10 protein-coding genes and 3 pseudogenes are annotated in these 14849 nt (G+C 72.0%); 6 read left to right on the top strand and 7 right to left on the bottom strand.

The features are described 5' to 3' along the window. Genes ABIA38_RS16965 through ABIA38_RS16955 form a run of 3 tightly spaced genes read right to left on the bottom strand, consistent with a single transcriptional unit; the run spans window position 1 to window position 3457 of the window. Window positions 1–954: a respiratory chain complex I subunit 1 family protein gene (locus ABIA38_RS16965; RefSeq protein ID WP_424639476.1), complete on the bottom strand. Its 954-nt coding sequence runs from the start codon at window positions 952–954 to the stop codon at window positions 1–3. Next, complete coding sequence (locus ABIA38_RS16960) at window positions 951–2978, bottom strand: proton-conducting transporter membrane subunit (RefSeq protein WP_424639475.1); 2028 nt, start codon at window positions 2976–2978, stop codon at window positions 951–953. The genes ABIA38_RS16965 and ABIA38_RS16960 overlap by 4 nt, the downstream gene beginning before the upstream one ends. After that, the gene (locus ABIA38_RS16955; protein WP_424639474.1) at window positions 2975–3457 is read right to left on the bottom strand and encodes an NADH-quinone oxidoreductase subunit B family protein; all 483 of its coding nucleotides are present in this window, start codon (window positions 3455–3457) and stop codon (window positions 2975–2977) included. Before ABIA38_RS16955 ends, ABIA38_RS16960 begins: the two co-directional genes overlap by 4 nt. Window positions 3458–4338: 881 nt before the next feature. On the opposite strand from ABIA38_RS16955, the gene ABIA38_RS16950 reads away from it, so the two are divergent. Next, window positions 4339–4509 carry a hypothetical protein gene (locus ABIA38_RS16950; protein WP_424639473.1) on the top strand — a complete coding sequence of 57 codons (171 nt, stop codon included), beginning with the start codon at window positions 4339–4341 and terminating at the stop codon, window positions 4507–4509. A 327-nt stretch (window positions 4510–4836) separates the two neighbouring features. Continuing rightward, a pseudogene (locus ABIA38_RS16945) lies at window positions 4837–7210 on the top strand (non-ribosomal peptide synthetase); the annotation flags it as partial. Window positions 7211–7318: 108 nt separating this feature from the next. On the opposite strand, the pseudogene ABIA38_RS16940 reads toward ABIA38_RS16945, so the two are convergent. From ABIA38_RS16940 to ABIA38_RS16930, 3 genes and pseudogenes are all read right to left on the bottom strand, one after another. Continuing rightward, window positions 7319–7501, bottom strand: a pseudogene (locus ABIA38_RS16940) (family 20 glycosylhydrolase); the annotation flags it as partial. A gap of 399 nt (window positions 7502–7900) precedes the next feature. Further along, on the bottom strand, window positions 7901–8593 hold the full coding sequence (locus ABIA38_RS16935) for a GDSL-type esterase/lipase family protein (RefSeq protein WP_424639472.1): 693 nt from the start codon (window positions 8591–8593) through the stop codon (window positions 7901–7903). A 14-nt stretch (window positions 8594–8607) separates the two neighbouring features. Continuing rightward, window positions 8608–9486 (bottom strand): annotated as a pseudogene (locus ABIA38_RS16930) (family 1 glycosylhydrolase); the annotation flags it as partial. On the opposite strand from ABIA38_RS16930, the gene ABIA38_RS16925 reads away from it, so the two are divergent. The 4 genes from ABIA38_RS16925 to ABIA38_RS16910 all read left to right on the top strand — a co-directional run bounded on the left by ABIA38_RS16925 (window position 9475) and on the right by ABIA38_RS16910 (window position 13213). Then, the gene (locus ABIA38_RS16925) at window positions 9475–9732 is read left to right on the top strand and encodes a hypothetical protein (protein WP_424639471.1); all 258 of its coding nucleotides are present in this window, start codon (window positions 9475–9477) and stop codon (window positions 9730–9732) included. The pseudogene ABIA38_RS16930 and the gene ABIA38_RS16925 sit on opposite strands and share 12 nt — an antisense overlap. A 1239-nt stretch (window positions 9733–10971) precedes the next feature. Further along, window positions 10972–11595, top strand: a complete 624-nt coding sequence (locus ABIA38_RS16920) for a hypothetical protein (RefSeq protein WP_424639470.1) — start codon at window positions 10972–10974, stop codon at window positions 11593–11595. 1 nt (window position 11596) lies between these two features. After that, window positions 11597–12235 (top strand): RICIN domain-containing protein, encoded by a 639-nt coding sequence (locus ABIA38_RS16915; RefSeq protein WP_424639469.1) that lies wholly within the window; start codon window positions 11597–11599, stop codon window positions 12233–12235. 756 nt (window positions 12236–12991) lie between these two features. Continuing rightward, window positions 12992–13213: a hypothetical protein gene (locus ABIA38_RS16910; protein ID WP_424639468.1), complete on the top strand. Its 222-nt coding sequence runs from the start codon at window positions 12992–12994 to the stop codon at window positions 13211–13213. Window positions 13214–13644: 431 nt separating this feature from the next. On the opposite strand, the gene ABIA38_RS16905 is transcribed toward ABIA38_RS16910, so the two are convergent. Continuing rightward, window positions 13645–14259 carry a hypothetical protein gene (locus tag ABIA38_RS16905; RefSeq protein ID WP_424639467.1) on the bottom strand — a complete coding sequence of 205 codons (615 nt, stop codon included), beginning with the start codon at window positions 14257–14259 and terminating at the stop codon, window positions 13645–13647. Window positions 14260–14849: the final 590 nt, after the last annotated feature.

The following is a 14849-nucleotide window of genomic DNA, read 5'->3' as shown; positions in this document are numbered from 1 at the left end:
TCACTTTCCGGTCAGGAAGAACGAGGCGGCCAGGGCGAGGAGGGCGAGGAGGAAGGAGCCCGCGAGCAACTCGGGGACCCGGAACAGGCGGACCTTCGCCAGGAACACCTCGCCGGCGGCGAGGGCGGCCCCGAGGAATGTGACCTTGAGGGCGAACAGGAGCAGGGCGAGGACGATCGCGGCGGGCGCGGCGTGGGCACCGATGCCCCACGGGGCGAACAGGGTGGCGAGCAGGCCGAGCAGGACGCCCAGACGCATCGCGCAGGCGAGTTCGACGAGCGCCAGGTCGGGGCCCGCGTACTCCAGGGTCATCGCCTCGTGGACCATGGTCAGTTCCAGGTGCGTGGCCGGATTGTCCACGGGAAGCCGGCCGCATTCGGCGATCGTGACCACCGCCAGGGCCACCGCGGCCGGCGCACCCGCCGGGGACGCGAGTCGGGCCGGATCGTGCGCGCCGCCGGCGACGATGTCCGCGAGGTTCGTCGAACCCGAGGGTGCGGACAGCGCGAGGATCGACAGCAGGACGGTGGGCTCCACCAAGGCGATGATCGTCATCTCGCGGGAGGCGCCCATTCCGCCGAACGCGGTCCCGGTGTCCAGGCCCGCCAACGCCAACGCCAGGGTGCCCAGCGCCAGGAGCGCGACCCACACGATCATGTCGGCGTGCGCCCGCACCGGGGAGGCCGTCGTGGCGAACGGCAACAGCGCCGCCATCGCGGCGGTCGTGGCGAACAGCAGGAGCGGCGCGAGGCGAAACGCCGGACCGGTCCCCACCGGGGTCACCGGCTGTTTGCGCAGGAGCTTGCGCAGGTCCCGCCACGGCTGGGCGACCCCCGCGCCGGCACGCCCCTCCATCCGGGCGCGGACCTGACGCATGACCCCCGTCAGCAGCGGCGCGCCCGCCGCCACCACCACGACCTGCGCCGCGACGGCCACCGTGCCCCAGGCGCTCACCGGGTCACCGCCAACACGATCAGCACCGCGACCAGGCCGTAGAAGCCGTAGCCCAGGTAGCGGTGCACACTCCCCGAACCCAGCTGCCGAGCGGCCTCCCCCACCCGCCGCGCGCCGGCGACGATCGGCTCGTACAGGCGGCGCTCGATCCGGTCGGGTACCCGCCGGTGATAGCGCACCCGCTCGACCAGGTACGCCGACTCGGCGTGCGCGGTGACGTCGACGTCCTGCTCGGGAGCGAGCACGTCGTCGAAGACGCGCTGCAGCGGCTCGGCGAACGAGGTCGCCGTGTACTCCATGCGCGAACTCGGCGGCCCCGCACCGCAATCCCACAACGGTGCCCCGCGCCGGCGCGGGCGGCGCGCGAACACCCGCACCAGGGCGGCGGCGCCCGCCCCGGCCGCCACCAGCGCCAGGACCAACCACAACGGGGACAGCGCCGCGGACATCGCCTCCAGCCGCACCGTCGCCCCGCCCGGACGCAGCGGGTCGGCCTCGCCCACCCGGGCGACCGCCACCGCGTTCGAGATGCCGCCGCCGAGCGCGCCCGGCGCCAGGGCCAGGAGCACACACGCCGCGGCGGCCACGCCCATGCCGGCGAGCATGCCCGCCGGCGCCTCGCGCGCCCGGCGCGCGGCGGGACTGCGCGGGCGGGCCAGAAAACCGACGCCGAGGGCCTTGACGAACGTGGCCGCGGCCAGGCCCGCGGTCAACGCGATCACCGCGACCGCGATCGGCGCCACCACGGCCACCACGGTGCCGTCCGCGGCCAGGCCCTCCAGCAGCGACTGCACCAACAGCCACTCCCCGACGAAACCGTTGCCCGGCGGCAGCGCCACCGCCCCCAGCGCCGCGAGCGCGAACAGGCCCGTGGTCACCGGCATCCGCGCCCGCAGACCACCCAACGCGTCCAGGTCCCGCGTACCGGTGGCACGCACCACGGACCCGGCGGACAAGAACGCCAGGGTCTTGAACGCGGCGTGGTTGACCAGGTGCACGAGCGCCGCCGCCAGGGCGAGCGCGGCCGGGGCGGGAGCGCGGACGGCGGCGAACAGGCCCGCCGCGCCGACCCCGAGCAGGACCAGGCCCAGGTTCTCGCTGGTCGAATCGGCCAACAGGCGCTTGAGGTCGCCGGCGAGCGCGGCCTGCAGGATCCCGTACACCGCGCTGAGCGCGCCCAGTCCCATCACCAGGAGCCACCACCAGCGCGGGCCGCCGCCGAGCAGGTCCATCCCGAAGCGCACGATGCCGTACACCCCCAGGTTCACCATCGCCGCGCTCATCAGCGCCGACACGTGACTGGGCGCCTCCGGATGTGCCCTGGGCAGCCAGGCGTGCAGCGGCACCGCGCCCGCCTTCGATGCGAAACCGACCAGCACCAGGACGAACACGGTGCCGCGCACGCCCGGGGACATCGCGCCGGCGCCGGCCCGCAGGGCGGCGAACGTCTCCCCGTGCGCGCGGGCCGCGAACAGCGCCAGCCCGGCCAGGATCACCACGAACCCCAGATGCGTCAGCACCGCGTACCACACGCCCGCGCTCCGCACCGATCCCCGCACGCGGTGCTCGGTCAGCACCAGCAGCAGCGACGTCAACGCCATCGACTCCCACAGCACCAGGAACGTCGACACGCTCGCCGCCGCCGGCACCAGCAACAACGTCAACGCGAACAACGGCAGCACCGCCTGTGTCCAGCGGCCCGAACCCCCGTGCCCACCACCGACATACGCGGCCCCGTACACCGCGGCGGCCACCACCACCAGTCCCGAGACCACCATGAACAACCCCGACAGCGCGTCCACCGCGAAGTACAGGCCCGCCGCCGGCAACCACGTGGGAAGGTCCAGGGACCAGGACCGACCGGCTACGGCGAACGCGCCCGCCACGGCCCCGACGGCGCCGCACACAGCCACGCAGACGCCCACCACCGCGGGCCTCGCCCGGATCGGCACGACCAGGGCCGCCGGCACACCCGCCGCGCCCGTGACCGTCGCCGCCGCGAGCAGCGCACCGATGGCGTTCACCGGCCGGTCAAGCCCCGCAACGCGGCCACGATGGCGTCCGGTTCCGGCGGACACCCGGGCACCGACACATTCACGGGCAGCACGTCGCCCACCGCCCCCACGACGCCGTACGCGCCCGCGAACTCCCCACAGTCGACGGCACAGTCGCCCACCGCGACCACCAGACACGGCTCGGGAACGGCCGCGTACGCGCGCCGCAACGGCTCCGCCATGTTCCGCGTCACCGGCCCCGTGACCAGCAGCACGTCCGCGTGCCGGGGCGAGGCGAGAATCCGCACCCCGTACCGCTCCGCGTCGTACACCGGCCCGAACGCCGCGCCGATCTCGATCGCGCAGCCGTTGCACGAGCCCGCGTCCACACAGCGCACCTGAACAGATCCCCCCAACTCCCGGGCATCCGCGTCCACCTCCCCCTCGGGTCGCTCCGGCGCCGGTTCGGCGACGCGGCCGATCGCACGGATCCTGCGCAGCAGACTCAACGTCGTCCCCCGCACGCCCGATCGCGGGCCCCGCGACCAACCCCCGTCCCCAGGGCGGCCGTTCCCGTGTCGGGGCGAGCGGAATCCCGACACGGGACGACCACCGGTCGCCGACACGCGGGCGCCGGCGGCGCGTCCGGATCGCCGAACCGGGGCCGCGACCGCCACGGCACGCCCGATCCGATGGCTCGACGTTCCATCCACACCGCCTCATCGGCCCGCATCGACGACCTCGGCCGGCGGTCCCACCACCGCGAGACCACCGACACGACGAAGACGATAGCTTAGCAATTGATAAGATTGGCAACTGCGGCATGCGTCAGGAGGTGAAGGGGTGTGCGAGGGGTGTGCACCGAACGCGCTTGGGACGCGGGACGGGACGGGCGTCGACGGCTTCGCCGCCGCCCCGGCGCCGCCCGGCCCGCACCTGCGACGGCAAGGAGACGACCGCGCCCACGGAATCGCGTTTCGAGGTCGAAGGGCCGGTGGGCGCTCTGTACCTGTCCGGGACGTCGACCGCGGACGACCGCGACAGGCTCGCCGGAGCCGTCGGACAACCCTCACCATCGGTGGACTCGACGCAGTCGTCGTGGACGTCGGCCGAGCGGTCCGCCGGAGTACCGAAGGCCGTGAGGCACTCGCGGACGAGGCCGAACGCCCGGCTCCGCACGGCCGCCGCCTCGCCCTGTGCGATCCCGGCGGCCCGGTCGGGCCCGCTCTCGAAGGCATGCGGTCGTGGCGGATCCCCGTCTTCGCGGACCTCGACAGCGCCACGGCCGAACCCGTCCGCCCGCATGACGCCCCGCCCACGCCTTCCATCCAACCCATCGGGTCGTTCTCGCACCCGAAAGCGCCCCGCCCACCACTCCAGGAGGTACCCCGTGGGGGAATTCGTCCACGAGCTGACCGGCGGCCTCCAAGAGGCCCGCGACCGGCTCGACCAGGCCCGCGCGGACGAGGACGCCTACGGCGTCGAGGTCTGGCAGGCACGCCTGGACTCCCTGGAACGACTCGCCGTACAACACGGTGTACCCCTGCCCGACCACACCTGACCCGGACCCGACCGAGCCGCACACGCGACCTCGTGGAAAGGACAACCCCGGCCATGCGGCCGACCCCCGTCGGCGAGGACGACACCCCGTTCCCGCAGTCCTTTCCCGACGACGCCGTCGGGCCGATCCTCCCGGCGCCGAACGTGTCGCCGTCCCTCCACGACGACTCCCCCGGACGCGTTCGTACGCTGCCCCCGCGACCGCGGCGACGCCCGGTGGCTGGGCTTCACCTACGACCGCCGTACCCGGTGGCGGGTCCACACCGGCTACCTCGCCAAGCTGTGACCGCCCCGCCCGTCGTCGTCCGGTGTCCGGCGCACGTGGTGGATCCACCGAGACGCCGGCACACACGCCGGCCTGGTGGAGCCGGCTCGTGCGAGCGGCGCCAGCGTGTTCATGGCCGTGCAGGCCGCGTTCGCCGCGCTGCCGACCCGGCACGGCTGCGGAACCGACATCCCGCTCGGCACCCCGGTCGCGGGTCGCGACGACGACGCCACCGCCGATCCGGTCGGCTTCTTCGTCAACACCCTGGTCCTGCGCACCGACACCTCGGGCTCCCCCGACTTCCGCACCCTCCCGGAGCGGGTGCGCACCGCCACCCTGGCCGCCTACGACCACGCCGATCTGCCCTTCGATCGGGTCGTCGACGCGCTCGATCCGGCCCGATCGCTCGCCCGCCACCCGCTGTTCCAGGTGATGATCGCGTGGCAGTCGCTGCCCGACACCGAGTTCGCGCTCGGCCCGTTGCGCGCGCGGATGGTGGCCACGCCCGCCGGCACCGCGAAGTTCGATCTCACCCTGAACGTGGGCGAGCAACCCGGCCCGGGCTTGGCCGGATTCCTCGAATTCCGCACCGACCTGTTCGACCGGTCGACCGCGCCGGGGCTGTCCCGGCGGCCGGCCGCGCTGCTCGGCGCCGCCGTCGCCGCCCCCGACACCCCGATCGACCGGCTCCCCCTGCTCGACGAGGCCGAGCGGCATCGCGCACCGGTCGAATGGAACGCCGGGCCCACCGCGACCGCCACCGGCTCGACCACCCTGCCCGCCCGCTTCGAGCAGGCCGCGAGCGAGCACCCCACGCGCGTGGCGGTGAACTGCGAGAGCCGGTCGATGAGTTACCGCGAACTGTCCACGCGGGCCAACCGGCCGGCCCGGCTCCTGGTGGCGCGCGATATCGGCCCCGGCGACATCGTCGCGCCGGCCCTGCCCCGCTCGCTCGACCTCGTGGTCGCCCTGCTCGCGGTGGCCAAGGCGGGCGCCGCCTACCTGCCGCTCGATCCCGGCTATCCGGCCGACCACCTGGCCTACATGCTCGCCGACGCCCACCCCGCCGCGCTGCTCACCGACACCGCCACCGCCACCGCACCCGGCCTGCCCGCGCACGACCTGCCCCGGATCCTCGTGGACGGGCCCGACGCCGACGCCTACCCCGGCTCCGACCCGACCCAGGACCAGCGCAAACGCCCGCTGCGGCCCACCGATCCGATCTATGTGATCCACACCTCCGGGTCGACGGGCAAGCCCGAGGGGGTGCCGGTCACCCATCACAACGTGGCCCGGTTGTTCACCGCGACCGACCACTGGTTCGGCTTCGGCCCGGACGACGTGTGGACCCTGTTCCACTCCTACACGTTCGACTTCTCGGTCCGGGAGCTGTGGGGCGCGCTGCTGTTCGGCGGCCGGTTGGTGGTGGTGCCGCACACGGTCAGTCGCGACCCGGGTGCCTTCCTGGACCTGCTCGAACGCGAGAAGGTCACCGTGCTCAACCAGACGCCGTCCGCCTTCCACCAGGCCGCGGCCGCCGACGGGGAGCGACCCGGGCGCGAACCGGCACTGCGCTACGTGGTGTTCGGCGGCGAGGCGCTGGAGCCGGCCCGGCCGGCCGACCGGTACGAACGGCACGCCGACGACGCGCCGCGCCTGGTGAACAGGTACGGGATCACCGAGACCACGGTGCACGTGTCCTACCACCCGCCGGACCGCGCCTCGGCCGCCGCCGGGGCGGCGAGCACGATCGGGGTGAACATCCCCGACCTGCGGGTGTACGTGCTCGATCGCCGGCTGCAGCCGGTCCCCGCCGGGGGTGACCGGGGAGATGTACGTCGCGGGCGAGGGCCTGGCCCGGGGCTACCTGGGCCGGCACGCACTCACCGCCGAGCACTTCGTCGCCGACCCGCACGCGGCCCGGTTCGGCGAGCGCGGCACCCGGGTGTACCGCTCCGGCGACCTGGCCCGGCGCCGCGCGGACGGCACGCTCGACTACCTCGGCCGCGCCGACCAGCAGGTCGAGATCCGCGGCTTCCGGGTCGAACTCGGCGAGATCGAGGCGGTGTTGGCGGGTCATCGGGCGGTCGCCGACGCGGCGGTGATCCCGCGCGAGGACACTCTCGGGGACAAACGTCTGGTGGGCTACGTGGTGACGGAACCTACCGCCCAAGCCCTCGATCACACGACCGCCCGACCGGATACCACCGCGATATGTCCGTCGGGGATGCCGTGTGCGGCGGGGTCCCAGGACGCGGGGTACGTCGTTCGCGGTCTCGGCGAACTGCGACTTCACGGCACCGACGAGCTCGGCGAAGCGCGGCGGCAGATCGCCGGCGAGCGGGTCGTCCATGTCGGGGTCGACCCAGCACCGGGCAATGTCGTCCGCGGTGACCTCGGCGCGGGAAGTCTCCTGCGACCCCAGGAGGTGTGTGCCCGCGCCCCGGACGATGGCGCGCAGTTCCCGGATCGCGAGGGCATGATCGGCGCCGGGCATGCCGAACGCCTCGTCGCCGCCGATGTGCACGAACGGGCCGTCGGCGGTCAGGGCGGGAAGTCGCCGGATGGCGAGGCGCCAACCCTGGTCGTCGGTCAGGTGCAGGTGCACGGTGTCGATCTTGTACAGCGCGGCCACATCAATGAGTTGTTTGACCTCGTCGACGGTGAGGAAGGCGCGTGCGGGGTCGAGCATGAGGCCGCGCCAGGCGTAGTGCGGGGCGTCCGCCATGGTGTGGCAGGGCAGGTCGCCGTCGGCCGTGGCAAGCACTTGGAGGGCGGTGGTGCCGGCGCGGAAGGCGCCCTCGGCGGTTGCGGCCGGCAGGCGATGCCGCCCTCGGTGACGGCGACTTCGTATGATTCGTCGCGCGGAACGGCTTCGCCGTGGGGCGAGACGCCGATCGCGGGCCCCGCGGGGGCGGTGCGGCCCAACGCGAGTGTGGTCTCGCGTACGCCGATCCCTTCGCTTGCGCTGTCCACGAGCCGATCGCCCAGGTGGGCCGGGCCAGATCGGTCAACACCGCGACGACGGGGGCCCGGTCCGCGCGTATCGCGCGAATCCGCCACGGGCCTGCCGGGTCGAGTGCGCCCGAGGTGTACTCGATGTCCGCCGGGCGGGGGATCACCGCGGTCACGGCGTTCCTTTCCGTTCGGTGGCGGGCGTCGGTCGCGGTACGCGGGCGGGGTTGCCCGTCGTCGGTGATTGCGCGGATCGTACGCCGACGACGAAGTGGTCGACGTACGGGCGCAACACGTCGGCCCAGGCCGCGTAGCCCGCGCCGCCGAGGTGGAGTTTGTCGCGGGTGTACTCGGCACGCAGGGCGCCGTCGGCGTCCGCGAGGGCGGGCCACAGGTCGATGTACTCGGCGTCGGCGTCCGCGGCGATGTCCCGGTAGCGGGTGTTGAGCCGTCGGATGCGGTCGGCGAAGCCGGCCTTGCGCGGCCTGACGCTTTGGATGAACAGCGGTGCCTCCGGGGCGCGTTCGCGGATCCGGGCGGCCAGTTCGCGCATGCCGGCGGCCACCTCCGCGACGGTTTCGCCGAGCCCGAGGTCGTTCGTCCCGATCAGCAGGAAGACGGCGGCGGGCCGGTCGATCGCGGTGTCGAGCCGGCCGAGCAGGTCGGCGACGGTGTTGCCGCCGATGCCGCGGTTGACCGGCGCGGCGTCCGGGAACCACTCGTCCCACAGTCCGCCCTCGGTGATGCTGTCGCCGAAGAACACCACGTGGCCGGTGGGGGGCGGAAATCGGGCGAACTGGCTCGCGCGCATGTGCATGGAGGTCTTCCGCAGGTAGCGGCTGCCGAGCTTGTACACGAAGTGCATGTCCGATCCTCGGGTCAGGCGCTCGCGGCCGGGTTGCCGGCGATGCCCCGGGCGAGGTCGCCCAGCCAGTGCGCGGACGGCTTCGGGGTGCGGGCGAACGTGGTGCGGTCGACGGCGATCAGGCCGAACGTCGGGAGGTACGAGCCCCATTCGTAGTTGTCCAGGGCCGACCAGTGCAGGTAGCCGCGCACGTCGGCGCCGTCGTGGATGGCCGCGGCGAGTGCGGACAGCGCGCCGGCCGTGTAGGCGATGCGGCGATCGTCGTCCGATGTGGCGATGCCGTTCTCGGTGACCAGGATCGGGACGTCCGGACCGACCACCGCCGCGGTGTGGCGTACCGCGTGGCCGATCGACTCGGGGTAGTACTCCCACCCGGTCAGCGTCCGGAGCGCGTCCTCGGGGACCGGCAACGGCCCGTCGGCGCCGATCCGGGTCCGCGTATAGGACTGCACGCCGATCCAGTCGTCCTCGCGGGCGGCTTCGAGGAACACGTCCTCGCGCGGGTGGGAGATCTCGCGGGCCACGGCCTCGGCGCCGGCCTCGGGCTGGTAGACCTGGTTCGCGACGGTCCAGCCCACCCGGTAGCGGGGGTTGGCCGCCCTCAGGGCCTCGGCCGCCGCCTGGTGCGCGTGGATCAGCGCGGCGGTGGTCTCCCGGTCGGGCTCGACGGCCGCGGGGTTGATCTCGGTCAGGGCCTCCGGCGCGAGGTTCAGGAACGCCGCGGTCAGGGCGAGCATGTTCGGCTCGTTGATGGTGGCGACGTACTCGACGTCGTCGCCCAGCACCTCCACGGCCGTTTCCGCGTAGCGGACGAACGACTCCACGGCGCCGTCGGCCTTCCAGCCGCCGCGGGCCGCGAACCAGTGCGGGTTGGTGAAGTGGTGCAGTGTGACGCCTTCCAGGAACGCCCCGGCACCGCCCACCACATCCTCCTCCTGGACGTGTTCGCCGTCGCCCCCCTGGACACCGTCGGCATCACCGCCGCCGAGACCGCACTCGCCGAGGGCCGCGACTGGCGCCACGCGCAGGCCCGGGCACTGGCCGCCGACCCCACCCTGGCCAGACCCGTCTTCGTGTTCACCTCCGACCCCGAGGCATACGAGGGCACCGACGCGATTCCCGTCCCCCTCGGCCTGTAGACAGCCGGCTCCTTCGAGGAGCGGCACGGTGGTGCGGGGGCGATGGCGCCGGCCGTCCGCGTACCGCCCTTTGCGCCCGGGGCGCAAAGGGCGGTGGTTCATCCGTACGCCCGACGAACGGCGGGGCCAGGAGCCGTCCACCGCTTGCGATCACGACCGCGGACCCCACGTGTGAATGTCCGAAGTCGCGTGCATGGATGAGCCGGGCGATTGCCACCGGGTGCAGGGAATCGTGAATCTCCGAACAGCGTGAAGTCGCCTGCACTGCGGTCGTTTTGGCAGGTTGTCCCAGTTCTCCTTGTCGCCGGCCGGGGTTTCTCCGCCGGGTTGCCTGTGCAGGACCCGCCGGGATGCTCGCCGGATCGACGTTGAAGTCGCGGGCGATGGCGCGGATCGGAACCCCGTCGGTATGCGGTACGTGAGTGTGAGTGCTCCGAGCGCGGTCGAATTTGCGGGGCAGTCCGCCGACGTGACCGCAGGCGCGGGCCTCGGCCAGTGCGTCGTTGGTCCGGGCGGTGGTGAACTGAGACCGTAGGTTGGCAAGGGCGACCGGCATGCCGAAGAGGTCACGCCCGTCGAGGGATTGCTTCGGTGTGAGCCCTCGATCCGCGGTGCGTACGAAGGTGGAGCGACGGGACGCCCGGCGTCTCGCGGGCGGTACCCGCTCAGTTTGTCGACCACGCCCTCCAAGCGAAGTACACACCGGGTTCGAAGAGTTGTGACTCGCCGCATGAATCGACAGTCGTAGCCCCGTCCGAAAGACGCGAGGCCCCTCAACCGCCACACCCCGCGGCCACCTGCAGGCACACCGCTACACCGACAACAGAACCAAGATCATTGCCACGCAACCACGGAACCCCAGGTCAAACCCCGAACAACGAAACCGGACACCCGCACCAGGTCCCACCAAACACACCCGAAAACACCCACCCCCCAACCCCAAATCCCAACCAAGAAACAAAACACAAGACCGAAACCGCCAACTCCGCTCAAAACCACTGCTCTGTCACATGTGCCGCGCACGCAACTTTCGTAGCGTGACGCCCAACCTTCGTCGGGTGGCATCCAACCTTCGTAGGTGCCACCCGGGTACGGCAACCACTCATCCTGGTCCGGCTCGGTTCTGTCCACGGACGGCGTCGTCGTTCGTGGGAGTTCCGACCGCCGTGGGTGCCGGAGTCACGTCCGGTGTCTCCCCATGGCGTCATTGACCACCCAGGGAAGGGATGTACGGACCGCATGACGATTCCACGCCCGAGGTTACGCCGATCACTCGCCACGACCGCTGCGCTCGCCGCCGCGGCCTGGGGTGTCGCGATCGGACCCGCGCACGCCGATCCACAGGGCGCGTGCAACCCGAACAACACGCGCTACTACGGGGTTCCCGACACCGCCGCGGTCGACTCGGTCATCACCTACCGGGTCGCCGTCAACGTCCCGCCCGGCGTCACCGGCAGCCGGACGGTCACGCTGACCAAGCAGACCACGGTCAGCACACAGGTGAACAACAGCACCGACTTCAGCGCCGACGCCAAGACGCTGTTCGGCAACGTGAGCATGAAGGTGGGCTTCCAGGTCGCCGACTCGATGGGCAGCACGGACACGACCCAGACCAGCGAGACCTTCAACTTCCAGCAACCCGACTACTACATGGTCTACCAAGGCACCCGACGCGTCCAGGGCGAGTGGATCAAGTGGATCTGCGCCCGCACCGGATACGACACCGGCTACTGGATACAGGCCGGCGGTCCCAGGGGCGTCTATCAGTCCTTCGAGTTCCCCGAGCAGGGTGTGGTCACCTGTTCGAGCGTCGCACCGCCGGGCTCCCTGCGGGCCAAGGCCAAGCAGGATCTGGGGTGTTGACATGCGACTGATCCGGCGCAACCGCCCGAATACCGAGGCCGAGGACGAGACCACCATGCCACGCTCACCCCGCGCCGCACGCCGCGTCCTGCGTGGGCCCATCGCCGTCGCCACCACGTTGTTCCTCGGTGCCGGCCTGCTCACCGCGACGCCGGCGGCCGCCGGCTCGTGGCCGGCCGACATGACCTGCGTTCCCGGCACCTACCGGATCCACACGGGGGCCGGGATGGTTCTGACCGCCAACGAGGACGACATCAACCACGGCATGATCATCCAGTGGCCGTACGACGGTCACCCGAGTCAGCGCTGGAGGGTGTGTTACAAGATCCTCGATCAGTTCTACAACAAGGAGTTCGAGTTCATCAGCGCGATCGGCGGCGGACCCTGGTGCATGGGCGCCGCCGACGGTTGGCCCAACGAGGGCTACGTCCTGAAGGCCCAGGACTGCTCGAACCTCTCCCACCAGCGCTTCACGAAGATCCTCAGCCAGGCCACCCCGGGCCCCGGGCAGGGGGAGTTGTTCAGCCTCCAGCTCAAGCACAACAAGATGTTCGTCGCGATCAAGGACTACACGGTGATCCACGCCTCGGCCGCCCAATACCCCGACCGAGCCGACCTGTTCTGGTACGACCTGGCCTGACGCTCGGCCCGCCCCGATCCCGGGGCGGGTTTCCGCCGCACCGTCGTGCCCGGCGACCCGCTTCCGGGGTCGCCGGGCACGCGCCGGGCGCGGCGTCGCCTCGGCCTGGGATCTCCGATGGGTGCGGCGAAGGTCGACCGCTGCGGCCTGCGGCCGATTCGCCCGGAGGATGGTCTCCGTGCCGACCGCACCCGACTCGCCGTCCTGTCGCACGAGTTCGCCGAACACGTCCTCGAGGAGCGGGCCGTGCCGCGCACGCGGACGAGTCACGGAACCGCGTACGTCGAGATCCTCCGCACGCTCCCCCGGGCACGACCGACGCGTACTTCCACTCGATCGACCACCTGCTGCCGGAGGCGGCCACCGGTGGCCTCCCTTCCCACGATCGCGGACGGGCGGGAGCATTCCTTCGTGACCGAACACGCCCACCTGATGCGACTCGTGCCGCCGCCCGCCGATCCCGTCGATGCCCGTGGCGACTGGAGCACGGTGGAGACCGCGCTCGGTATACGACCACCCGATGACTACAAGTGGTTGGTCGGCGCGTACGGGTGGGGACCTTCTGCGACGTCCTCAACCTTCATACGCCTTTCGGAACGAACCGGCACAACGGCATCGCGTGGCAGGAAGCGCACGCGACCGACGCGGCGGAGCCGGGTTCGCCTGCGGCTCCTGCGGGAGGCATTGGCGCCCACGGTGGATCGAGGTCAATGGGAATCGGACCAAGGCACCGAGTGGCAGAGCCGTTTCGCGACCGTGGACACCGATTGGCTGCTGCTCTACGAGGCGCCCCACCCGCACCGGATCCGCGTCTCGTTCCCGCCCGAGGACGCGGACCCGGTCCATCACCGCCTCCTGGCCGCCGTCCGACACATGGGCTGCGAGGTCCTGTCCGGCACGGCGGCCGACGGCATACCCCTTCCGAGCCAGGAAAGGGCCATGCACGAACAGGAGGAACCCGCGGCCCCCGCCCGGTGAAGGCACGGTGACGATCCCCCCAGCCGCCATGGACGGTTGTCATGGAGGCCGGCCGGCGGCAATGCCTGCGTGTCGGCGCCCCCGGCATCGGTCCGAGGCCGGCGCGGCGGCGGCCCTCGGTCGGAATTCTCCCGGACGAGAACACCACAGCCGTCAGGGGTGACGACGGGAATCCGGGCCTCGGCCGTCCCCGGGTACCCGGATGGGCTCCGACAGGTTGGCCAAACCGCGCCGGAGACCCGAACCACGCGCGGAACGACCCACATCGGAATCCTCAATGCGCCCCTCGACGGCCGGACCGAGAACGACCACCGGTCGATCGACCACCTTCTCCCCCGACCGCCGCGGACTCCGAGGACCGGCACGACACTCGCCGAACGCACCGGACCCGGCGCGTGCGAAGGGCCCGGCGTCACGTGGACGGTACCCGTTCACGGGTCCCGGTGCGGGTCGGCGGCCACGGCGGCGAGCCGGCTGCGGGCCTGTTCGGCGACGGTCGGTGACCGCAGAGCCAGCGTCGCGGTCGCCTCGACGACCGCAAGCCGTTCCGGGAGCCCGTCCGCGGCCGCGAGTCGCTCCTGCAGCAGGGCGGCGGCTCGACCGCCGCCGTCGTCGTCGACGAACAGTCCCAATGCGGGTATCGCCGCCCGGCGCACGTCGGGGTCCGGGTCGGCGGCCAGTACGACGAGGATGTCGGCGTGTCGCCGCATCTCGGTGACGGCCGCTTGCAGGGTCGGGAGATCGATGTACTCGCCGTCGAGGCGGGACAATGCGTCGTCGCCGATGCCGACGATCAACCGGACCACCGCGGCGCGGTCCGGTGTGCCGGCGTCGCGGGCCATCTCGAACAGGAACGGCAGGCTCGCGGCCGTCGGTTCGTAGACGCTGTTCTGGTGGTAGACGGCGCTGTAGAACCTGCCGAATGCCTCGAGGCGTTCCTCGGCGTCCGCCGAGCGCATGGCCCGCAGGAGTGCGGGGACCTCGGCGGCGGAGCCGTACGCATGCTCCATCGAAGCCCAGTCGATGTCATCGAGTCCGTTGAACATGAGGGCAATGTGCCCGACCCGACCGACATTTGCCCGGATCCGGTGCCTGATGGACGGCGAGGATCGGCGATGCCCACCCGCACACGAACGTCGCGAGCAGGCCACCGGGCCCCGACGCAGGTGTCAGGCCTGCGATACGGCATGCGGGGTCGAGGGCCGCAGGGGTGGGGTGTGGTCGCGGTGCCGGACGAGTGTGGCGCAGGGCGCCGTCACTGCTTTGTTCAGCGCCTCGACGGTGCCCTTGAGGTGGGGGCTGTAGGGGGCAGGTCCACCACCGGTATCGCGAACGCTCCCAGTGCGTCGGCGACCGCGTGGGAGAGGAAGTCCTTGGCTCTGTCCACGCGCACGGCCTGTGGGAGGCCCCGAGGGGGCCGTGTTCGCCCTCGCGGCTGATCGCGTCCCGGAGCGCGACAAGGATGCTCTCCCGGCCTGGACCTGGGCGGTGACGGCGAACCCGCAGATCACGTCGGTCGCGCAATCGACGAACCAGGTGACCCACGGCCGGCCGAGCCGACCGTCGATGTCGACGTTCACCTTCGCTTGGACGTGGTCGGTCTCCCATACCGGGTTACGGTGGCCCGCCGGGCGCT

It is taken from the genome of Embleya sp. AB8, from assembly GCF_049739465.1.
Lineage (GTDB): Bacteria > Actinomycetota > Actinomycetes > Streptomycetales > Streptomycetaceae > Embleya.
Note: the sequence above shows the minus strand (reverse complement) of the source record. Positions and strands in the feature narration are given on the sequence as shown.

What these genes read in the sequence shown, in the direction of transcription:
- ABIA38_RS16935 (WP_424639472.1), bottom strand. Translation starts at nt 8,593, where the DNA reads ATGCACTTCGTGTACAAGCTCGGCAGCCGCTACCTGCGGAAGACCTCC.
- ABIA38_RS16915 (WP_424639469.1), top strand. Translation starts at nt 11,597, where the DNA reads ATGCGACTGATCCGGCGCAACCGCCCGAATACCGAGGCCGAGGACGAG.
- ABIA38_RS16905 (WP_424639467.1), bottom strand. Translation starts at nt 14,259, where the DNA reads ATGTTCAACGGACTCGATGACATCGACTGGGCTTCGATGGAGCATGCG.
- ABIA38_RS16920 (WP_424639470.1), top strand. Translation starts at nt 10,972, where the DNA reads ATGACGATTCCACGCCCGAGGTTACGCCGATCACTCGCCACGACCGCT.